This is a genomic window from Salinispora sp. H7-4 (genome assembly GCF_013416675.1).
In the GTDB taxonomy this organism is placed as follows: domain Bacteria; phylum Actinomycetota; class Actinomycetes; order Mycobacteriales; family Micromonosporaceae; genus Micromonospora; species Micromonospora vitiensis.
Genome location: NZ_JABZED010000022.1, coordinates 29,078 through 49,068 on the forward strand (window position 1 = coordinate 29,078; position 19,991 = coordinate 49,068).

Genomic DNA, 19,991 nt, shown 5'->3' on the forward strand with positions numbered 1-19,991 from the left:
CTCGCAGGGCCTGTTCCAGCAGCGCCCCTCCTCCGGGTGGGGCACGGTCGAGCAGATCACCGACCCCGAGTACTCCACCACCGCCTTCCTGAAGGGTTTGAAGCAGGTCGAGGGTTGGCAGGAGCTGCCGTTGACCGAGGCCGCCCAGAAGGTCCAGGTGTCGGCGTACCCGTTCCACTACGCCCAGTGGGAGACCCAGGCCGCTGACCTGGTGGCCGAGCACTGGACCAGCTGACCCCACCACACCACCCACAACCCCCATCCCTAGGCCACCGTTTAGGGGATAAAGCTGTTGGCCGGCACCCGAACCGGGTGCCGGCCAACAGCGCCTTCGGCGGTTCTGACCGGATTCTGCCTCTGCGGCGCCGGTCAGCATCGGTTAGCGTTCCGACATGCCCGTCGCGGTTGTCACCGACTCCACCGCCTACCTTCCCACTGGGTTGCTGGCCAGTCACCAGCTAACGGTGGTGCCCCTGACCGTCGTGCTCAACGGCATGGAAGGGCGCGAGGGGGTGGAGACCTTTCCCGCTGACGCCACCCAGGCATTGAGCGGGCGGCGGGTGTCAGTCAGTACCTCCCGGCCGGCCCCAGCGCAGTTCGTGCACACGTACCGCCGGATTCTGGACGGCGGCGCCGACGGCATCGTCTCGGTGCACCTGTCCGCGGGGCTCTCCGGCACGGTCGAGTCGGCGGGCCTGGCCGCCGAGGAGTTCGGGGACCGGGTGGCGGTGGTGGACAGCCGCTCCTGTGGCATGGGCATCGGATTCCCCGCGGTGGCCGCAGCCGAAGCTGCGGCCACCGGTGCCGACCTGGCCGCGGTTCACGCTGCCGCCCAGCGGGCCGTAGCGCGGACCACCATCTACTTCTACGTCGACACGCTGGAGTTCCTCCGTCGGGGCGGGCGGATCAACGCCGCCTCGGCGCTGCTCGGTACTGCTCTCTCGGTGAAGCCGATCATGCACATGCGGGACGGCGTGATCGTTCTCCGGGACCGGGTGCGTACCGCCAGCCGGGGCATCGCCCGGCTGGTGGACCTCGCTGTCGAGGCCGCCGGGGATGTCGACGTTGACCTGGCTCTGCATCACCTCGCCGCGCCGCAGCGCGTCGAGGCACTCCAGGTGGCGTTGGCGTCGCGGTTCGGTGACCGCCTGCGGAGCACGTACGTCTCCGAGGCCGGTGCGGTGGTCGCCGCGCATGCGGGGCCCGGCCTGGCCGGCGTGGTCGTGCACCGCCGTCCGCCTACCGACGGCTGACCCGGCACGCTGCCGTTCCGGCTGGTGTTGGACGCCTCACTCCCGGCCGCTGCTGCCCGCTCCGGCGGAACGGCTGTTGGAGGCGCGATCGGTAGCACACCGAGACCATGGTCAGGGGGCTGTCCACAGGCGCGCTCTCATCCACAGCGGAGCCTCGTGCGGAGGACGTTCATTCCGCCCGGCGGCCTAACGTCGCGCTGTGTCATACGACGAGGAGAGGGCGGTCCGGGAGCGCCTGCATCGAGTGCTGCCGGCAGGCGGGCTGTCCGGCACCGGCCCGCCGAGGGCGGCGGTCCCGGCGGTGGAGACGCGACCGGCGGTGGAGACGCGACCGGCGGTGGAGACGCGACCGGCGGTGGAGACGCGACCGGCGGCGCCGGACGGTCCGTGGCGTACCCCGCAGGACGGGTCGGAGGGGGAGGCGGTGTCGTCCACCCAACCGGACGGAGACCCACCGAGCCGGGTCCTGTCGGGGCCGGGCGCCTTCGATCCGGGGCGGCGTGGGGTGCGGGCGTTGGCTCTCGTCGCTGTGCTGGTGGTGCTCGGGGCGGGCTTCTGGGCGTGGCAGTCCCGGCCTCGGGTCGAGCCGGTCGAGCCGGTCGCAGCGGTGACACCGGTCGCTCCGTCCGCGTCCGTTGACTCGACGGAGGCGGGCGGTGAGCTGGTGGTGGCGGTCGCCGGTAAGGTCCGCCGACCGGGACTTGTCCGGGTTCCGGCCGGTGCCCGGGTCGCTGACGCGGTGCAGGCGGCCGGTGGGGCGCTGCCCGGCGTCGATGTCGCCCTGTTCAATCCGGCCCGGAAGGTAGTCGATGGGGAACTCATCCTGATCGGTGTCACCGCGCCACCGGGGGTGGCCCCCGCCGGTGGCGCGGTGGGAGCGATGCCCGGCGGTAAGGTCAACCTCAACACCGCCACCCTGGCGCAACTCGACACATTGCCCGGAGTCGGCCCGGTGCTCGCGCAGCGCATCCTCGACCACCGTGCAGAGCATGGTGGCTTCCGGTCGGTCAGCGATCTGCGCCAGGTTGGCGGCATCGGCGACACCCGGTACGCGCAGCTCAAGGACCTGGTGACGGTGTGAGAAACCACCGGGACGGGCAGCGCCCTGGGCCCACTCCGCGGGCAGTTGCGCCGACCGCATCCGGCGTCCGCCCGGCCCACCCGGGACGTTCCGTCCCTGGTGCACCCGCCGATCCGCCGGACCTGCGGCTGGCTGGTTTGGCCGTCGCCGTGTGGCTGGCCGCGCTGGCCGGCCTCTACCTGCCTGCCAGGGCGTCGCTGCTGGTCGCCGCGGTCGCCGCTGTGCTGGCCGCCGCCGGTGGGGTCTACCTGTCTGGGCTCCTCGGCCGGCCGCGGGCATCCGTCCGCCGGTACGGCTGGGCGGCCATCGCCGTCCTGCTCGGGGTGGTGTGCGGGGCGAGCGTCACCGCCGCCCGGGTAGCCGCGCGGGACGCTACTCCGGTGCGTGCCCTGGTCGAGGAGCGGGCCACCGTAACCGTTGACCTGGTCGTCCGGGACGATCCTCGGCTGGTCCGGTCTGGTTCTGGGCGTCCCGCCACGTTCTTGGTGGCAGCGGAGTCGACCCGCATCACCGGTCTTGACGGGCACCGGGTCGAGGCGCAGGTCCGGATGCTGGTCCTCGCTACCGACCCCGCCTGGCGAGCGCTGCTGCCGGGGCAGCGGCTGACCGCCGAAGGCCGGCTCGCTGCGCCGCGGGGCGGCGATCTGACCGCTGCGGTCCTGTGGTCAACCCGGGCCCCGGTCCCACACGGGTCGCCGCCGGACCTGCAGCATGCCGCCGGGGTGCTCCGCGCCGGCCTGCAGGAAGCCTGCGAGCCGCTACCGGACGAGCGGGGTGGCCTGCTGCCCGGCCTGGTGGTGGGCGACACGAGCCGGTTGCCTGATGCCGTGCGGAGGGATTTTCTCGACACCGGGATGACTCACTTGACAGCGGTATCTGGATCTAACGTCGCAATTGTCGTTTTTGCGGTATTGCTGCTCGCTCGTTGGGGGCGGGCTGGTCCCTGGCTCGCGGCGGGGCTCTGTGTGGTGGCGTTGGTGGGATTTGTGATCTTGGTTCGTCCGTCGCCGAGTGTGGTGCGGGCGGCGGCGATGGGCGCGATCGGGCTGGCCGCGCTCGCCGTGGGTCGGCCGCGGGCGGCGTTGCCGGCTCTGGCCGCGGCGGTCACTGTGCTGGTGCTTGTCGATCCTGAGCTGGCGGGGGATTTCGGTTTCGCGCTCTCTGTGCTCGCTACGGGTGGGTTGCTGTTGTTGGCGCCGCGGTGGCGGGACGCGTTACGTCGTCGTCGGGTGCCGCCTGGGGTTGCTGAGGCGCTGGCGGTGCCGGCTGCGGCACAGGTGGCCTGCGCGCCGGTGGTCGCGGGGATCTCCGGCACGGTCAGCCTGGTCGCGGTGCCGGCGAATCTGTTGGTGGCGCCGGCGATCGCGCCGGCCACGGTGCTCGGTGTCGTGGCGGCGGCGCTGTCGCCGCTGTGGTCGGCGGGTGCCGAGTTTCTGGCCTGGCTGGCCAGTTGGCCGGCGTGGTGGTTGGTCACTGTGGCGCACTATGGGGCGCGGGCGCCGGCGGGGGCGTTGCCCTGGCCGGCGGGGGTCGGGGGTGCGCTACTGCTGGCGGGGTTGACTCTGGCGTTGCTGGTGGCGGTCCGTCGCCGGGTGGTGCGGCGGCTGGTGGCGGTGACCGCGGTTGCGGCCGTGCTCGGTGCGTTGCCGGTGCGGCTGGTGGCTGCTGGTTGGCCGCCGTCCGGTTGGGTGGTCGTGGCGTGTGCGGTTGGTCAGGGTGATGCGCTGGTCCTGTCGGTTGGTCCGGGGCGTGGCGTGGTCGTGGACGCTGGGGCGGAGCCGGGGGTGGTGGATCGTTGCCTACGTCGGATCGGTGTCCGGGAGGTGCCGCTGCTGGTGATCAGCCACTTCCATCACGATCATGTGGGTGGGGTGGCCGGTGTCTTCCGGGGGCGGCGGGTCGCGGCAGTGCTCGCTCCGTCGTGGTCGGAGCCGGCGTTCGGCCGGGACCTGGTCCAGGTCGCGGCGGCGGCGGGCTCCGTCGAGATGATTTCCGCACCGGCCGGTTGGGGCTACCGGGCTGGCGCGGTGGAGTTGACCGTGATCGGTCCACCGGTTCCGTTGCGGGGCACCCGTTCCGACCCGAACAACAACTCGCTGGTCCTGCTGGCCACCGTCAACGGGGTGCGGATCCTGCTGACCGGAGACGCCGAGATCGAGGAGCAGCAGGCACTGCTCGACCATGTGCCGGCTGGTGGCCTCCGTGCGCACGTGTTGAAGGTCGCCCATCACGGTTCGGCGTATCAGGACCCGGCCCTTCTCGACGCGGTCCGCCCGTTGGTCGCGGTGGTTCCGGTCGGCCGGGAGAACACCTACGGGCATCCGGATGCGTCGGTGCTGGGCCGTCTTGCCCGCGGCGGAGCCCGGATCCTGCGTACCGATCTTGATGGGGACGTTGCCGTGGTGACCCAACCGTCCGGGTTGGCCGTCGTCACCCGCGGCGCCGAGGACCCGACCAGACGGTAGCTACGCATGTCAGTTTCCCAGGCGAAGGTCTGCTGCATCGGTAGGTGACATCTGACTGCGTGAAGCCCTCGTGGGTGGGGCCCTCGCCCGGGATGCGCTCGCCGGCGATCTCCTGGTGCGCCGAGCGGACCTGGACCTTCTGGACCTCGAGAGCTGGGCGTCAAGGAAATTGGAGGAGGTGGAATCAAAGGGAAGCGCAGCAGGATGGGCAGCTTCCCGAGAGCGGCTCCGAGGTTATTTGCTCAAGGACTTCTCTCCCTTACCTGATTCAGCCTTGCGGCCGTCCGGGGAATTTCACCCCGCACACTTCCGCGAATTTTTCGAGCAGTCTGAGACAGGGCAGTGACGGCTGCGGGAAGCAGCACAACGGCTCCGGTCACAGCGAAACACCAGGCCAAAGAGAGGGGAGACAGCAGCAGGCCGATTCCGGCCGACCCCGCGGCATTTCCCGTGTTGAAGGCGGTATTCACCCAGGTACCGGCCTCCGTGCTGCGGGCCTGGGAATCCACTGCGCCGGCAATCAGATAGGCCGTGGTCAGCGTCGGCGCCATCAGAAACCCAACGGCACCGGCCAGCGCAACCAGCCCGACCATTCCAGTGGCCTGGCCGGACAGCACACAGAAAACTCCGAGAAAAGCGGCCAGAATCGGCAGCCGGGTGTGTGTGGACAGCCGCCAGCGCACCGCGCCGTAGAGCAGCCCGCCCAGCGCGCTGCTGACCGCCAGCGCCGCCGACACCCAGGACACGGAGGCAGCGGCGCCGTGCCGGTCTGCGAAGGCGACGGCCAGGAGATTGAAGGCCCCCAGGCAGGCCCCCAGGCCGGCGGTGACAAGAACCGGATCGGCCAGGGACGCCCACCAGCGCACGTCCCGGCGGGGCGGGGCGGTCCCCTGCTCGCCGCCGGTGTCGGGCTGCGGCGCGGCTGAACCGCGGAAGGAGGCGGCGACCGGGGAGCCCGCGAGGGCAGCCGTGCCGCCGAACAGCAGCACCGCGCTCAGGGCGACTCCGAGGGCGGGCTCCGCGAGTGCCGTGAGCGCCCCGGCCAGCAGGGGCCCGACGACGTAGAGCAGTTCCTCCGCGACAGTGTCCAACGAGTAGGCCCGCTGGAGCAGTTGCTCGTCGTCTGGGACCAGATCACGCCACAGGGTGCGCATGAATGGTCCCAGCGGGGGCGCGCACGCGCCGGCCGCGGTGCCGAGCACCCACATCGCTGCACCGGGGGCACCCGGCTGCCAGGCCACCGCCGCGATCAGGCCGAGCAGCGCCGCACATGCGGCCGCCATGGGCAGCAGCGCCCGATGCACGCCGTGCCGGTCGATGAGGCGGGCGCGGTACGGGGCCAACAGGGAACTGGCGAGTCCGAAGACGGCCAGGACACCGCCGGCGACGGCGTACGAGCCCGTCGCGTGGTTGACGGTGAGCACCAGCGCCAGGAAGACGATGCCGTAGGCGAACCGGGCGACGAGCGCGGCGCCGAACGTGCGGGCCGCCTGCGGTAGCCGGAGGACGGTGAGATAGGAGGGGGCATGCGCAGGGGATGCGGATGACACGGGGGACTCCTGGGGGTTCGCGCGTCCCGGTGGCGAGCGCGGGACGGGCTGTGGACTAGGGGGTGCGCGATCGCGGACGGCGGGGTTCGTCCCGGGCCGGGGTGCGGCCGTGGGCGGCTACGGACGGGGGCCCGTGACGGTGCCGGCGCCGGGCGGAGCACCCGGCACACGGGCAAGGGACAGGGTCACGGCGGCCCTGAGGACGTCGGCCGTAGCCGTGCCCAGGCCGTGGCGGTCCAGAGTGGCCAGCGCATCTGGCTGACGCAGCACCGTTAATACGGAGGATTCCCTGGCAGGGAAGACATATGACGTTCCTCATCGAACGTGGTGCGCGTACGCGCCAAAGGCAGGTCAAAGACAGTAAGGCCTTGATCCGCACCAGGGCGGAGGCAGTCTTTGGTCTACGCACAAAGGAGGAACATTCCGGTAACAGTAGCAGCACCCCCCGGGGTCGGCCCCAATGACGGGGTGGCCGACCGCCTGAGCAGCGGGAGTTCGCTGACATCATCACCGTCGGTGTGCCAGTCCGACCCCCCGATCCAGCAGCCTCGCAGCAACGTCCGTACCCGATGTGCGTTTTCCTCCCCTATCACCGTGAGTAACCGTCAGTGGTCTCCGGAGTGCTGCCCGAGTTCCGCAGTTGGTGGGCACGCGGATGCGTCGAAACAGGGGTTGATCTGCGGAAACGTCGAGAGAGCGGCCGCGGAGGCGTGTGTCCACGTGGACGCGTTGCGGCTGGTCAGGCAGGGTCGGCGGCAGTGATTCGGGGTGGCGGCTTGATGCCGCAGGGCGAGCCAGCACAGCAGCACGTGGGCGTGGATGCGGTGCTCGAGGCGGTGGAAGACCGGCCGCAGCTCCAGCACCGTTCTCAGGTCGCGAAACCCGCGCTCGGCCTCCAGGAGCGCCTTGTAGCCGACCGCGATCTCCTCTGCGGTCAGGTGCGGGTCGGAGCTGGTCAGAAGGTACTTGCCGTCCAACCGCTCCTCCATCTTGATCTTGGCGCGGTCGATGGCGGGGCGTCCGTTCTTCGACGTCCTCAGCCACCGCTTCAAGGTGGGGTGTTTGATCAGCGCGGACTCGGCGCGCACGCTAGTTATGTCAGTTTTCAAGATGAAACAGACGCAAAAGTCGGGATTTGCGTTGAGTGCGGGCTCTGACATCGGAGGGCGGACGACCGGGCTGGCGTGTTCGGCCGACCATGCGAATATGGGCGGCGTGATCGCCGCCAGCCTCGCTCCGATTCTGCTCGTCCTTGGTGACGAGGAACTTCTCGCTACTCGCGCGGTCACCGAGGCGGTCGCCCAGAGCCGGAGTGTGGATCCGGAGGTGGACGTCCGTGAATATCAAGCCGGCTCCCTCACCGTCGGTGAGATCGCGGAGATGCTCAGTCCGTCGCTCTTCGGCGGACGGCGGTTGTTGATCCTGCGATCCGGCCAGGACGCGCGGAAGGATCTGGCGGCGGCCCTCCTCGCTTACGCGAAGAACCCCGACCCCGAGGTGCAGCTGGTCGTGCTCCACCTCGGTGCGGCCAAGGGCAAGGCGTTCGCGGACGGGCTGAAGGCGGCCGGCGCTACCGTGGTGCCGGCTGCCCGGCTGAAGGGGCACCGGGAGCGGGTGACGTTCGTCCGGGACGAGTTTCGGCGGGCCGGTGGCCGGTGTACCGACTCCGCCGCCGAGGCGCTCATCGCGGCGGTCGGTAATGACCTGCGCGAACTCGCCGCCGCCTGCTCGCAGTTGATGGCCGACACCGACGGGAAGATCAGCCCGGAGACCGTGGCCCGGTACTACCGGGGGCGGGTCGAGGTGTCCGGCTTCACCGTCGCCGATGCGACGATGGTGGGCGACGTGCCGGCGGCGCTGGAGGCGCTGCGTTGGGCGCTGCACGTCGGCGTTGACCCGGTGCCGATTGCTGATGCGCTCGCCGACGGCGTGCGTACCGTGGCCCGGGTCGCCTCCGCCGGGCGGGGGAGCCCCTACCAACTGGCGAGCACCCTCGGCATGCCGGCCTGGAAGATTGAGCGGGCGCAGCGGCAGAGCCGCGGTTGGACGCCGGAGGGTCTGGTGCAGGCCATGCGGGCCGCGGCCGAGTGCAACGCAGCCGTGAAGGGGGGCTCGGAGGACCGGGCGTACGCGTTGGAGCGGGCCGTCTTCTCGGTGGCAGCGGCGCGGCAGGGTGGCGGCCGGTGACCGGACCGAGGTCGTGGGCCATCCTGACGGCGGAGGAGGAGCGCTACCGGCCGTTGTACGCGCGCCTGCTGGGGCTGCGGTTCGTCAACCCCGGTGGGGTGCTCTGCTTCGTCTTCTTCGAGGGGGCCGTCGCGCTGGCGGCACTGCTGGCGCTCGCCGAACTGGTCAGCTGGTGGTCGGTGCTGGTGCTGCCGGCGATGGTCGCGGTGATGGTGAAGATCAACGATGTGGTGGCGGCGCGGGTCGTCCGCTCCGCGGCGCTCGTGCCCGACCAGGAGCGGGACCGCTTCCGCCACCAGATGGAGCCGGTGGTCGGCACCGCGCGGGTTGGCTGGATCCGGCACAGCGTGCCCGGCGTTGTCGTCTCGTCCGGTCCGGAGCGTCCCGGAGAGCTGGCTACGGCCGCAGTGCGAGAGCTGCCCTCGGCCGAAGTGCGGGAGTTGCCCACGGTCGGAGCGCGGGAGTTGCCCTCGGCCGGAGCGGCCCCGGCCGAACGCTGACCTCGGCAGCACGACCGCTGCCCCGGATCACCGCAGGAGAAGCGTGCGGCGGGCAGCACAAAACCCCGGACCGGATCGGGCCGGGGTTTCGTCCTGAACTGGTATGGCTGGGTCAGGCGGAGAACGACGCCACGCGCTTGGCGATCGCCGACTTACGGTTCGCAGCCTGGTTGGCGTGGATAACGCCCTTGCTGGCGGCCTTGTCCAGCTTGCGGGCGGCATCGCGCATGAGAACCGTCGCGTTCTCCACGTCGCCGGTCTCGGCGGCCTCGTGGAACTTGCGGATGGCGGTCTTCAGCGACGACTTGACCGACTTGTTACGCAGCCGGCGCTTCTCGTTCTGCCGGTTGCGCTTGATCTGGGACTTGATGTTCGCCACGCGACAGCCTCGTCTGATAGCTCGGGTTGGTCTGCATCCGCGCGGCGAGCATGCGTCATCGTCGCGCGAAGTGCAAGGCTACCAGGTCGCTCGAGTAGCGCCAAAGTTGCCTCCCGAGCCACCCGCCGGGGGCGGTGCGACTGGCGGTGGAGCTCTGCACCCGGCGGGTTCCGCACCCGATGGGGTTCAGCTCCAGCCCTGCCGGCGGGCGAGCCAGTCGAGCGCGTACTCGCCGCTGCGGCGTTGGTGGGTCGCGAGCTGCTCGGTCGCGGTCTCCGGAACCGTGGCTGCGGTGGTGAGGAAGTAGCCGGCCAGCGCCGCCAGCGTGACATCCAGGGCATCCGGCGGGGCCTCGGCGGTAGCCGGGTGGGCCGCGAAGGCGGTGTCCAGCCAGTCGGTGGTCAGGGCGGGCGTTGGTCCGACGGTGATCGTCGGGAAGGGGGAGCTCGCTGGTTCGGCCGGGGAGCTTGCGCCGCCGGTACCGGCCAACGCGGCGACGGTGACCTCCTGCTGCTCCACGGCATGCCCCCCGAGGAGGAGCGTGACCAGGTCGAACCAGGCCGGACCGCGGCAGAGCCAGGTCCAGTCACAGAACCACACCTGCCCGTGCGAGGTGAGGAGCACGTTGTCCGGACGCAGGTCCCCGTGGATCAATCCGGACGCCGGGGCGAGGTACCCCGGTAGCCGGGACTCGAGCCCGACCAGTTCGGGCAGCCGCTGCTCGAGCCCGGCCGGCAGCGGCGGAGGGGCCTCCCGGCCTGCTGCCACGTCACCCCAGCAGAGGATGTCGGCTTGGGCCAGCTCGGCCAGGTGTGGCGGGTTGAGCGCGGCGAGGTCGCTGGGCGGTGGGTCCAGGGCGGCGGCGACCTCCGCGTACGCGGTCAGGGTGGTGGTCAGCTCCGATGGCTCCCACGGGCGTCCGGGCGGATAGCCGTCAACCGCGTCGAGGGCGACGGCGAACCAGCCGGACTCTGTCAGGGTCCAGCGGGTTCGGGGTGCCGCCAGCCCGGGCGGGAGCCGGTCGAGGACCGTCGCCTCTCGCCAGTACCAGTTGGCCAGGTGGGAATCGCGGGGCGCGGCCTTGACGAAGACCCGGCCGCCGTCGGCGGCGGACAGCACCCCGGCGAAGCCACGGGTGAAGCCGGTGGTCGCGGTACGGGTCGCGACCACCGGGGCGCCGAGGCGGTCGGCGAGGGCTGCCCGCAAACCCACGGGCAGGTCGGACCAGCCGGGCCGGCGGGTGGTCCCGGGATGCGGGGGTGAACTCGGCATCTTTCCAGTGTCGTACGGATTCGCGAGTCCACCAGGCTAAGCGGGCAGTGTGTCGACGAACGGACGGCGGGGGTTACCGGCCAGCCATGATCGGGTGACTTCGGGAAGGTTGTCGCACCCCCTGGTCGGCGGGTTCGGAAGGTTGTCGCACACTCCTGGTCGGCGGGTTCGGGGGTCGTCACACGGTCCCGCTTGGCCGGTTCTGGAAGACTGGCGGGTCATGCGGACCGACGACTTCTGGCAGCTGGTTGACCAGGCCCGGGTAGGGGGTGGGGGCGAGCCGGACGCGGTGGCCGTTCGGGCCGTGGCCCTGCTCGCGGCGCGGGAGCCGGAGGAGATCCTCGGATACACGCGTCATCAGGCCCGGGTGCTGGCCGCCTCGCACCGGGTGGACCTCTGGGGCGCGGCGTACCTGATCAACGGCGGGATCTCCGACGACGGCTTCCACGACTTCCGTGGCTGGCTGATGACCCAGGGGCGCGAGGTGTTCGCGGGGGCCGTCGCCGAGCCGGACTCGCTGGCCGACCTGCCGCCGGTACGGACCGCGTCGTTGTCGGGTGAGGAGTTCGCCTGCGCCCGAATGTTGGCGGTGCCGTGGGAGGCGTACCGGAAGGCGACCGCGACCGAGCTGCCGGCGGACCGGGATCCGGTTCCGGTGCCCGACCTGAACGACTTCTGGGATTTCGACGACGCGGATGAGGCCCGCCGCCGGCTCCCGAAGCTCGCCGCCCTCTTCGTCGAGCCGCCGGGCGAATAGCGCGGTTGCCAGTGATTCGTCGGGCGGCCGGGCGGACCGGCCGGCCTGCCGCTGAACCGGCCCGGTTCGTCGCCGGGTGCGCTCGGGTTTGCCCGCGCAGCGGAACCGAGGGCGTGGCGTGGGAGCATTAGCGGGGGCCGGTGCCGCGCCGGCTCGCTCCACGTCAGTCGACCAGAACGGACCGCTGTGCCACCGACGCTCGATTCCGGCGCGAACACTCCTGGTGCCACCGAACCGGCGCGTATCCGGAACTTCTGCATCATCGCCCACATCGATCATGGGAAGTCGACCCTGGCCGACCGGATGTTGCAGCTCACCGGTGTGGTCGACCCCCGACAGATGCGGGCGCAATACCTCGATCGGATGGACATCGAGCGGGAGCGCGGGATCACCATCAAGAGTCAGGCCGTCCGAATGCCGTGGGCGATTCGGGAGGGGGAGCGGGCCGGCGAGAGCGCCGTGCTCAACATGATCGACACCCCCGGGCACGTCGACTTCAGCTACGAGGTCTCCCGCTCCCTGGCGGCCTGCGAGGGCGCGATCCTGCTGGTGGACGCCGCCCAGGGTATCGAGGCGCAGACCCTGGCCAACCTCTACCTGGCGCTCGAGAACGATCTGCACATCATCCCGGTGCTCAACAAGATCGACCTGCCGGCGGCCCAGCCGGAGAAGTACGCCGAGGAGCTGGCGCACCTGATCGGCGGTGATCCGGCGGACTGTATCCGGGTCTCCGGCAAGACCGGCGACGGCGTGCCGCACCTGCTCGACGAGATCGTCCGGCAGTTCACCCCGCCGGTCGGTGTGGCGGGGTCGTCGGCCCGAGCAATGATCTTCGACTCGGTGTACGACGTATACCGCGGCGTGGTCACCTATGTCCGGGTGGTTGACGGGCAGATCAACGCCCGGGACCGGATCAAGATGATGTCCACCGGTGCGGTCCACGAACTGCTGGAGATCGGGGTGATCTCCCCGGAGATGGTCAAGGCGGACGCCCTCGGTGTCGGCGAGGTCGGATATCTGATCACCGGCGTGAAGGATGTCCGGCAGTCGCGGGTCGGTGACACCGTCACCATCAACGCGAGGCCGGCGGCGGAGCCGCTCGGCGGGTACAAGGACCCGAAGCCGATGGTCTACTCCGGCCTCTACCCGATCGACGGGTCGGACTACCCGAACCTGCGGGACGCGTTGGACAAGCTCAAGCTCAATGACGCGGCGCTGACCTACGAGCCGGAGACCTCCGGTGCGCTCGGTTTCGGCTTTCGCTGCGGCTTCCTCGGCCTGCTGCACCTCGAGATCATTCGGGAGCGGCTGGAGCGGGAGTTCAACCTCGACCTGATCTCCACCGCGCCGAACGTGGTCTACCGGGCCATCAACGAGGACGGCGAGGAGGTCGTGGTCACCAACCCGAGCGAGTACCCGACCGGCAAGATCGCCGAGGTGTACGAGCCGGTGGTGCGCGCCACGGTGTTGACCCCGAACGACTTCGTCGGCGCGGTCATGGAGCTCTGTCAGGGCCGCCGGGGCACGCTGCTCGGCATGGACTACCTCTCCGCCGACCGGGTGGAGCTGCGCTACACGCTGCCGCTGGCGGAGATTATTTTCGACTTCTTCGACCAGCTCAAGAGCCGCACCAAGGGGTACGCGTCGTTGGACTACGAGCCCTCCGGCGAGCAGGCCTCCGACCTGGTCAAGGTGGATATCCTGCTGCACGGTGAGCCGGTTGACGCGTTCAGCGCGATCGTGCACAAGGACAAGGCGTACGCCTACGGCACCACCATCGCCGCGAAGCTGCGCTCCCTGATCCCCCGCCAGCAGTTCGAGGTGCCCATCCAGGCGGCGATCGGCAGTCGGGTGATCGCCCGGGAGACGATCCGCGCGATCCGCAAGGACGTCCTGGCGAAGTGCTACGGCGGCGACATCAGCCGCAAGCGCAAGCTGCTGGAGAAGCAGAAGGAAGGCAAGAAGCGGATGAAGATGGTGGGCCGGGTCGAGGTGCCGCAGGAGGCGTTCATCGCCGCGCTCTCCTCGGACTCCGGTGGCGGCGGTGGCGGCGGTGGCGGCGGCAAGACGTCCGGTAAGAAATAGCCGAGGCGGGGGGACTCAGGACAGCTGTCCTGAGTCCCCCCGCGTCCCTCGATCCGGTCGACCTCAGGAGGCGTCGAGGACCTCGGCGACCACCTGGGTGGGGCTCTGTTTGCCGGTTGTCGGGGCCCAGGCGCCCTCCTCCGCGGTCCACCGTAGCCCTTGGAAGTGGACCTGTTGGACTCCGTTGTCCTGGGCGTGGGACACCAGCCAGTGCGCGTACCGCCAGCCGCCCTGCTCGTCGTCCACCGTCACGGTCAGCCGGGTCGGGCCGGCCGCCGCGGCGTCGGGGGCGAGCCCCCAGTCCAGGGTCAGCCCCTGGGCCAGCGCCGCGGTCGCCGCGGCCCCGCGGTGCTGCGGATCGTCGTTGACGGCGCAGGCCACCGCTCCGCTGGCCTGACCGAGCAGGGCCCGGCTCAGCACCTCCGACTCGTCGGCCCACTTCTGGTATGCCTCCGGGAAGGCCGAGCGCTGCACCGTCTGGGCGGCGTCGGTCACCCGCATCTCCTCCCAGTCGCGCACCTTCGCCAGCGCGGCGTAGAAGGTGTTCGTCGCGTACCGCGGGTCCCGGATCTCGGCTGGCGAGCCCCAGCCCTGGCTGGGCCGCTGCTGGAACAGGCCCACCGAGTCCCGGTCGCCGCCGGCCAGGTTGCGCAGCCCCGACTCCTGGTACGCGGTCGCCAGCGCCACCACGACCGCCCGTTCCGGCATGCCGCGTTGCGCCCCGATGGCCGCGATCGTCGCCGCGTTGGCCATCTGGCCGGCATCCAGCTCCACCTCGCCGTCCGCCTGCACCGTGCAGCTCCGCCCGGCGAACGGGAGCCGAATCCCGTCCGCGATGTGCCGGAAGGTGACGAAGAGCCCGACCACGGCGACGAGCGCCAGAACGATGCCAGTCGCTACGACTGCCCGAGTCCGCACCTGCACCCCCTGTTTGATGAGTCCGACAAGCGTAAGCCCCGGGTGCCCGGTGAGCCGCGGCCAGCCGGGGCGGCGCTGCCCGGGCGTTCGGTCGGTTCGGCTGCCGGTCGGTCGAGGCGACGGTGGGCGTCAGCCTTCCCGTGCTGCGCCGGCCAGAAACCCGGGGCTTCCGTCCGTGCCAGGCCCGGAGAAAGCCGGAGCTATCGCCGATGCCGGGCCCGGCCAGGAACCGGGCTACTGGCCCGGCCAGGAACCGGGCTACTGCCCCGGCACCCAGCTCGCCGGCCGCTTCTCCCGGAACGCTGACACGCCCTCCAACCCCTCCGCGGAGAGAAAGTAGCCGGTGGAGAGGGCGGCCAGGTCGGCGAGCTCGCCCCGCAGATCGGTCGCGGTGGGGCGGTGGAGCAGCTGCTTCGCCCCGGCCAGTGCGCCGGGTGCGCCCCGGACCAGCGAATCGCAGTAACGGGCGACGACGGCGTCCAACTCCGCCAGTGGCACCGCCGTGGTGACCAGACCGACTTCGGCGGCCCGCTGCCCGTCGAAGGTGTCCCCGGTCAGGTAGAGCTCGGCCGCGGCGCGGGGCCGCAGTCGGGGCAGCACCGTCGCCGAGATCACCGCCGGGATCACCCCGATTCGGACCTCGGTGAAGGCGAACGTCGCCTCCTGGGCGCAGATCGCCAGATCGGCCGCGGCGATCAGGCCCAGCCCGCCGGCCCGTGCCGGCCCGGCCACCCGCGCCACCACTGGCTTTGGGCATTCCGATACGGCCGCGAGCACGTCACCGAGCATCCCGGCCGGCACCGTGCCGCTGGCGTACGCGGCGGCGGTCTCCTTCAGGTCGGCGCCGGAGCAGAATACCGGCCCGGCATGGTCCAGCACGACGGCGCGTACGGCGTCGTCGGCGACCGCCGCGGCGAGTCCGTCGAGCAGCTGGGTCATCAGCGGGGTGGAGAGCGCGTTGCGGTTGTGCGGGCTGTTCAGGGTGAGGGTGGTCACCCCACCGGCCGTGGCGGCCTGCACCAGCGCGTCGGGAGAGGTCATGCGGGCACACTAGTGGCCATGCCCGGTGTCCTACCAGAAGGCGAGCGCATCCCGGTGGATGGATCGCTGCCCACAACCGCCCTGACCTCGGTGGGAACGCGGGGGTTCGGCGTGTACGTACACGTCCCCTTCTGTGCCAGCCGGTGCGGGTACTGCGACTTCAACACCTACACGGCCGCCGAGTTGGGGGGTGGCGCCAGCCGGGAGGAGTACGCCGACACCGTACTCGCCGAACTCGCGCTGGCCGCCCGGGTGCTGCGCGGGAACCCTCCGCCCCGGGTCGACACGGTCTTCGTCGGCGGTGGCACCCCCACCCTGCTGCCCGCGGCGGACCTCGCCCGGATCCTCGACGGCATCGATCGCACCTGGGGGTTGGCCGCCGACGCGGAGATCACCACGGAGGCCAACCCGGAGTCGGTCACCCCGCGCTCTCTCGCCGCGCTGCGGACCGCCGGCTACACGAGGATCTCGCTGGGCATGCAGTCCGCCTCGCCCGGGGTGCTCGCGATCCTGGATCGGCGGCACAGCGCCGGCCGGGCCGTCGCCGCCGCCCGGGAGGCCCGGGAGGCCGGGTTCGACCACGTCAACCTGGACCTGATCTATGGGACGCCGGGGGAGAGCGCGGCCGACTTCGCCGCCTCGCTGGACGAGGTGGTCGCCGCGGGGGTGGACCACGTCAGCGCGTACTCCCTGATCGTGGAGGAGGGGACCCGGCTCGCGGCCCAGGTGCGGCGGGGCGAGTTGGCGCAGCCCTCCGACGACGTCGCCGCGGACCGTTACCTGGCCGCGGAGGCGGCCCTCGACGCCGCCGGGTTCTCCTGGTACGAGGTCTCCAACTGGGCGCGGACACCAGCCGCCCGGTGCCGGCACAACCTCTTGTACTGGACCGGCGGCAACTGGTGGGGCCTCGGCCCGGGGGCACACAGCCACATCGGCGGGGTGCGTTGGTGGAACGTCAAACACCCCACGGCGTACGCGCAACGGCTCGCGGCGGGGGCGTCGCCGGGCTTGGCCCGGGAGGTGTTGACCGCCGACGAGGCGCACCTGGAGGACGTCATGCTGCGGCTCCGGCTCGCCGCGGGCCTGCCGCTGGACGTGTTGGACCCTGTCGGTCGTGCCGGCGCCGATCGGGCCCGGGCAGCGGGTCTGCTGGCCGCGGCGGCGTACGGCGACGGTCGGGCGGTGTTGACCCTGCGCGGTCGCCTGCTCGCGGACGCGGTGGTGCGGGACCTGCTCGGCTGATCGGCGCCGTTCCGGTCCTCGTTGGCCCAGTGCCCACGAACCACCCGTATCCGGTCATCCAGTCAGTTGGGCAGGTCGGATGATCGGGCGGTGCGGGCGTGGACCGCGACGGCGATGGGACCGGGCAACAGCGGAGCCGGCCCGGCCGGAACCCGTTCAGTCGGGATCCGGCCAGTCGGGCTTCACTTGATGAGGCTGGCCGACATCGGGTAGCGGTAATGCCGGCCTTCATTCGCCCGTAGGGCGGCGATGATGCCGAACACGATCTGCATCACCACGACGGCGATGTTCGGCAGGAACAGCAGGCACCAGCCCAGGAACAGCAGGACGAAGGCGATCAAGGACCAGGTGATCTGGAAGTTGAGCGCCGCTTGGGCGTGTGCGCGGACGGTTGGTGACTGGTTGCCGCGGGCCAGGTAGGCGACCAGTGGGGCGACGAACCCGAGCAGACCAAAGCTGATCAGTGCGCCGACGGCGCCGCCGAGGTGCGCGCCGAGGACCCACATCCGGTCCTCGCTGTTTCCGTAACCGCCGGGTGGGCCGTAGCCGCCGCCGGGTGGGCCGTAGCCGCCGCCGGGTGGGTAACCGGCATCGCTGGGTGGATAGCCGCCGGGCGGCGGCAGGGCGCCGGGGGGTGGGTAGCTGCCCGGTGGCGGCAAGCTACCCGGGTCGGATGTCCCGGGCATCGGGGTGGTGGGGTCGTCGGGACCCGGGCCGGGTAGCCGGGCTCTCCGCCGGTAGGAGGGCGAGGTGGTTCCGTCATGGGGTCACCGTAGGCGCAGCGGACAACGAGCCCCAGCGCGGCGTCCCGGCTGTCCAGATGATCATTTTAGGCGGACCGTCGGGTCGGGCGGCAGGCCCAGCCGCATCATTCGATGACGGTACTCGATCTTTGTTGATCATCGCGCTGGCGGGCGTGCCGACGTAGACTGGCACTCGCTAGAGTCGAGTGCCAGGAGGCGCCTCGACGGCCGACGCGTGGTGGGAGGAGGGGGAAGGATGGGTCTCGACGACCGCAAACTCGCGGTGCTGCGCGCGATCGTCGAAGACTACGTCGCCACGCAGGAGCCCGTCGGCAGCAAGATGCTGGTCGAGCGCCACCAACTCGGGGTCTCCCCAGCGACCGTCCGCAACGACATGGCGGTCCTGGAGGAGGAGGGCTACATTCGGCAGCCGCACACCAGCGCCGGCCGGGTGCCCACCGACCGTGGCTACCGGCTCTTCGTGGACCGGCTGTCCCGGGTGAAGCCGCTCACCCCGGCCGAGCGCCGGGCGATCGAGCGTTTCCTGGTCGGCGCGCTTGACCTCGACGACGTGGTGCACCGCACGGTCCGGCTGCTGGCCCAGTTGACCCGGCAGGTCGCCGTCGTGCAGTACCCGTCGCTGGCCCGATCCTCGGTCCGGCACCTGGAGCTGGTGCCGGTCTCCACCACCCGGCTGATGCTTGTCATGATCGCCGATACCGGTCGGGTCGAGCAGCGGCTCGTCGAGCTACCGGGGCCGATTCTCCCTGACGACGTGATCGATCTGCGTCAGCTGGTCAACGAGAAGCTGGTCGGTACCCGGCTCGCCGACACACCGCCACTGGTGCAGGCGTTGGTTGACGAGGTGAGCGGTGAGCTGCGACCGGCCATGATCACCCTCTCCACCGTCCTGCTGGAGACGCTGGTCGAACGGCACGAGGAGCGCATCGCCCTCGCCGGCACCGCCAATCTCACCCGCGGTGGTCTGCTCGACTTCCAGGGGTCGCTGCGCCCCATCCTGGAGGCGCTGGAGGAGGAGGTGGTCCTCCTCAAACTCATTGGGGAGGTCGAGCCGAGCGCGATGCGCGTCCGGATCGGCGACGAGAACGAGATCGACAATCTCCGGGCCACCTCGGTGGTGAGCACCGGCTACGGGCCAGGGGTGACCATCCTGGGGGGTCTCGGAGTGGTCGGGCCGACCCGGATGGACTATCCCAGCACCATCGCCACGGTTCGGGCCGTGGCGCGCTACGTGGGCGACCTGCTCGCCCAGAACTAGGCATTACCGTCCGGCCGGATCGGGCCGGCGGTCGGCGCAAGCGAGACGAACATGAGGACACCGAACGCAGTGGCCAAGGACTACTACGGCATCCTCGGCGTGAGCCGGGAAGCCTCCGACGACGAGATCAAGCGCGCCTACCGCAAGCTCGCGCGCCAGTACCACCCGGACGTTAATCCGGACGTGGCGGCGCAAGAGAAGTTCAAGGACATCAACGCCGCGTACGAGGTCCTCTCCGACGACCGGAAGCGGCAGATCGTTGACCTCGGTGGCGACCCGCTTGCCCCCGGCGGCGGGGGCGGCGGCCCGGGTGGACCCGGCGAGGCCGGCCCGTTCGTCGGCTTCCAGGACATCATGGACGCCTTCTTCGGGGGGGCCGCCGGCGGCGGCGGACGGGGGCCGCGCCCCCGCACCCGACCGGGCTCCGACGCGATCCTGCGCCTCGAGCTGGACCTGCCCGAGACCGCGTTCGGCGTGGAGGCGCCGATCGCGGTCGACACCGCCGTGCTCTGCACCACCTGTTCCGGTGCGGGCACCGCCGCCGGCACCCATCCGGAGACCTGCGAGGCGTGTGGCGGGCGGGGCGAGGTGCAGTCGGTGCAGCGCACCTTCCTCGGGCAGGTGGTTTCGGCCCGGCCGTGTACCGCCTGTCAGGGCCACGGCACCACGATTCCGAACCCCTGCCCCACCTGCGCCGGGGACGGCCGGGTGCGGACCCGGCGTTCGCTGACGGTCAAGATTCCCGCCGGGGTCGAGGACGGGATGCGGATCCGACTGGCCCAGCAGGGCGAGGTGGGCCCCGGCGGTGGCACCGCCGGCGACCTCTATGTGGAGATCCATGAGCGCCCGCACGATGTCTTCTCCCGCAAGGGCGACGACCTGCACTGCCGGGTGGCTGTCCCGATGACGACAGCGGCGCTCGGCACCCGCCTGACCATCAAGACGCTGGACAGCGAGGAGCCGGTTGACGTCAAGGCCGGCACCCAGCCCGGCAGCATGCTGCGGCTTCGCGCCCGCGGCGTGCCGCACCTGCGGGGGACCGGCCGGGGTGATCTGTTCGTCCACCTGGACGTGCGGACGCCCACCAAGCTGGACGCCGATCAGGAACAGATGCTGCGCGAGTTCGCCCAGACCCGGGGCGAGGAGGTCGCCGAGCTGACCAAGCAGGGGGGCTTCTTCTCCCGGATGCGCGACGCTTTCAACGGCCACGCCTGACTCGACCTGTCCCGGTGTCCCAGG

The 19,991-nt window shown here is 71.0% G+C and carries 17 protein-coding genes and 1 pseudogene; 11 read left to right on the forward strand and 7 right to left on the reverse strand.

Features of this window, described 5'->3' with window-relative positions; translation table 11 throughout:
• The 4 genes and pseudogenes from H0524_RS24770 to H0524_RS13520 all read left to right on the forward strand — a co-directional run.
• A pseudogene (locus H0524_RS24770) lies at positions 1 to 235 on the forward strand (hypothetical protein); the annotation flags it as partial.
• Between the two features lie 157 nt (positions 236 to 392).
• Complete coding sequence (locus H0524_RS13510; protein ID WP_180198959.1) at positions 393 to 1,253, forward strand: DegV family protein; 861 nt, start codon at positions 393 to 395, stop codon at positions 1,251 to 1,253.
• Between the two features lie 199 nt (positions 1,254 to 1,452).
• Positions 1,453 to 2,334: a helix-hairpin-helix domain-containing protein gene (locus H0524_RS13515; protein ID WP_180198960.1), complete on the forward strand. Its 882-nt coding sequence runs from the start codon at positions 1,453 to 1,455 to the stop codon at positions 2,332 to 2,334.
• Positions 2,331 to 4,799 carry a ComEC/Rec2 family competence protein gene (locus H0524_RS13520; protein ID WP_180198961.1) on the forward strand — a complete coding sequence of 823 codons (2,469 nt, stop codon included), beginning with the start codon at positions 2,331 to 2,333 and terminating at the stop codon, positions 4,797 to 4,799. Before H0524_RS13515 ends, H0524_RS13520 begins: the two co-directional genes overlap by 4 nt.
• Before the next feature lie 242 nt (positions 4,800 to 5,041).
• Here H0524_RS13520 and H0524_RS13525 read toward each other — a convergent pair whose 3' ends face one another.
• Together H0524_RS13525 and H0524_RS13530 are read right to left on the reverse strand one after the other, a co-directional pair.
• The gene (locus H0524_RS13525) at positions 5,042 to 6,349 is read right to left on the reverse strand and encodes an MFS transporter (RefSeq protein ID WP_309225099.1); all 1,308 of its coding nucleotides are present in this window, start codon (positions 6,347 to 6,349) and stop codon (positions 5,042 to 5,044) included.
• 605 nt (positions 6,350 to 6,954) lie between these two features.
• Complete coding sequence (locus tag H0524_RS13530; protein WP_180198962.1) at positions 6,955 to 7,437, reverse strand: hypothetical protein; 483 nt, start codon at positions 7,435 to 7,437, stop codon at positions 6,955 to 6,957.
• Between the two features lie 118 nt (positions 7,438 to 7,555).
• On the opposite strand from H0524_RS13530, the gene holA reads away from it, so the two are divergent.
• Positions 7,556 to 8,536 (forward strand): DNA polymerase III subunit delta, encoded by a 981-nt coding sequence (holA, locus tag H0524_RS13535; RefSeq protein ID WP_180198963.1) that lies wholly within the window; start codon positions 7,556 to 7,558, stop codon positions 8,534 to 8,536.
• Entirely contained in the window at positions 8,533 to 9,036 is a 504-nt protein-coding gene (locus H0524_RS13540; RefSeq protein WP_180198964.1) for a hypothetical protein, read from the forward strand. Before holA ends, H0524_RS13540 begins: the two co-directional genes overlap by 4 nt.
• Before the next feature lie 112 nt (positions 9,037 to 9,148).
• Here H0524_RS13540 and rpsT read toward each other — a convergent pair whose 3' ends face one another.
• Positions 9,149 to 9,415, reverse strand: coding sequence for a 30S ribosomal protein S20 (gene rpsT / locus H0524_RS13545; RefSeq protein WP_180198965.1), 267 nt, complete (start codon positions 9,413 to 9,415; stop codon positions 9,149 to 9,151).
• Between the two features lie 186 nt (positions 9,416 to 9,601).
• Positions 9,602 to 10,687 (reverse strand): phosphotransferase family protein, encoded by a 1,086-nt coding sequence (locus H0524_RS13550; RefSeq protein WP_180198966.1) that lies wholly within the window; start codon positions 10,685 to 10,687, stop codon positions 9,602 to 9,604.
• 220 nt (positions 10,688 to 10,907) lie between these two features.
• Between H0524_RS13550 and H0524_RS13555 the strand changes: the two genes are divergently transcribed.
• Both H0524_RS13555 and lepA read left to right on the forward strand, forming a co-directional pair.
• A complete protein-coding gene (locus H0524_RS13555) occupies positions 10,908 to 11,444 on the forward strand; it encodes a DUF4240 domain-containing protein (RefSeq protein WP_180198967.1) in 537 nt (178 codons plus the stop codon).
• Positions 11,445 to 11,630: 186 nt separating this feature from the next.
• On the forward strand, positions 11,631 to 13,529 hold the full coding sequence (lepA, locus tag H0524_RS13560; protein ID WP_180198968.1) for a translation elongation factor 4: 1,899 nt from the start codon (positions 11,631 to 11,633) through the stop codon (positions 13,527 to 13,529).
• Positions 13,530 to 13,592: 63 nt separating this feature from the next.
• On the opposite strand, the gene H0524_RS13565 is transcribed toward lepA, so the two are convergent.
• Together H0524_RS13565 and H0524_RS13570 are read right to left on the reverse strand one after the other, a co-directional pair.
• The gene (locus H0524_RS13565) at positions 13,593 to 14,453 is read right to left on the reverse strand and encodes a hypothetical protein (RefSeq protein ID WP_180198969.1); all 861 of its coding nucleotides are present in this window, start codon (positions 14,451 to 14,453) and stop codon (positions 13,593 to 13,595) included.
• Between the two features lie 252 nt (positions 14,454 to 14,705).
• On the reverse strand, positions 14,706 to 15,488 hold the full coding sequence (locus tag H0524_RS13570) for an enoyl-CoA hydratase-related protein (RefSeq protein ID WP_180198970.1): 783 nt from the start codon (positions 15,486 to 15,488) through the stop codon (positions 14,706 to 14,708).
• A gap of 18 nt (positions 15,489 to 15,506) precedes the next feature.
• Between H0524_RS13570 and hemW the strand changes: the two genes are divergently transcribed.
• The gene (hemW, locus tag H0524_RS13575; protein ID WP_180198971.1) at positions 15,507 to 16,730 is read left to right on the forward strand and encodes a radical SAM family heme chaperone HemW; all 1,224 of its coding nucleotides are present in this window, start codon (positions 15,507 to 15,509) and stop codon (positions 16,728 to 16,730) included.
• A gap of 182 nt (positions 16,731 to 16,912) precedes the next feature.
• Here the strand turns inward: hemW and H0524_RS24775 are convergent, their stop codons facing one another.
• A complete protein-coding gene (locus tag H0524_RS24775) occupies positions 16,913 to 17,416 on the reverse strand; it encodes a DUF4870 domain-containing protein (RefSeq protein WP_255435942.1) in 504 nt (167 codons plus the stop codon).
• 313 nt (positions 17,417 to 17,729) lie between these two features.
• On the opposite strand from H0524_RS24775, the gene hrcA reads away from it, so the two are divergent.
• Together hrcA and dnaJ are read left to right on the forward strand one after the other, a co-directional pair.
• Entirely contained in the window at positions 17,730 to 18,752 is a 1,023-nt protein-coding gene (gene hrcA, locus H0524_RS13585) for a heat-inducible transcriptional repressor HrcA (RefSeq protein ID WP_180198972.1), read from the forward strand.
• Between the two features lie 69 nt (positions 18,753 to 18,821).
• Positions 18,822 to 19,967 (forward strand): molecular chaperone DnaJ, encoded by a 1,146-nt coding sequence (dnaJ, locus tag H0524_RS13590; RefSeq protein ID WP_018728697.1) that lies wholly within the window; start codon positions 18,822 to 18,824, stop codon positions 19,965 to 19,967.
• The last annotated feature ends 24 nt before the right edge of the window (positions 19,968 to 19,991 follow it).

Bases quoted from the DNA above. Each gene is read 5' to 3' on its own strand.
- holA (WP_180198963.1), top strand. From the start codon at position 7,556: ATGGGCGGCGTGATCGCCGCCAGCCTCGCTCCGATTCTGCTCGTCCTT.
- hemW (WP_180198971.1), top strand. From the start codon at position 15,507: ATGCCCGGTGTCCTACCAGAAGGCGAGCGCATCCCGGTGGATGGATCG.
- H0524_RS13570 (WP_180198970.1), bottom strand. From the start codon at position 15,488: ATGACCTCTCCCGACGCGCTGGTGCAGGCCGCCACGGCCGGTGGGGTG.
- H0524_RS24775 (WP_255435942.1), bottom strand. From the start codon at position 17,416: ATGCCCGGGACATCCGACCCGGGTAGCTTGCCGCCACCGGGCAGCTAC.
- H0524_RS13550 (WP_180198966.1), bottom strand. From the start codon at position 10,687: ATGCCGAGTTCACCCCCGCATCCCGGGACCACCCGCCGGCCCGGCTGG.
- H0524_RS13510 (WP_180198959.1), top strand. From the start codon at position 393: ATGCCCGTCGCGGTTGTCACCGACTCCACCGCCTACCTTCCCACTGGG.
- H0524_RS13555 (WP_180198967.1), top strand. From the start codon at position 10,908: ATGCGGACCGACGACTTCTGGCAGCTGGTTGACCAGGCCCGGGTAGGG.
- hrcA (WP_180198972.1), top strand. From the start codon at position 17,730: ATGGGTCTCGACGACCGCAAACTCGCGGTGCTGCGCGCGATCGTCGAA.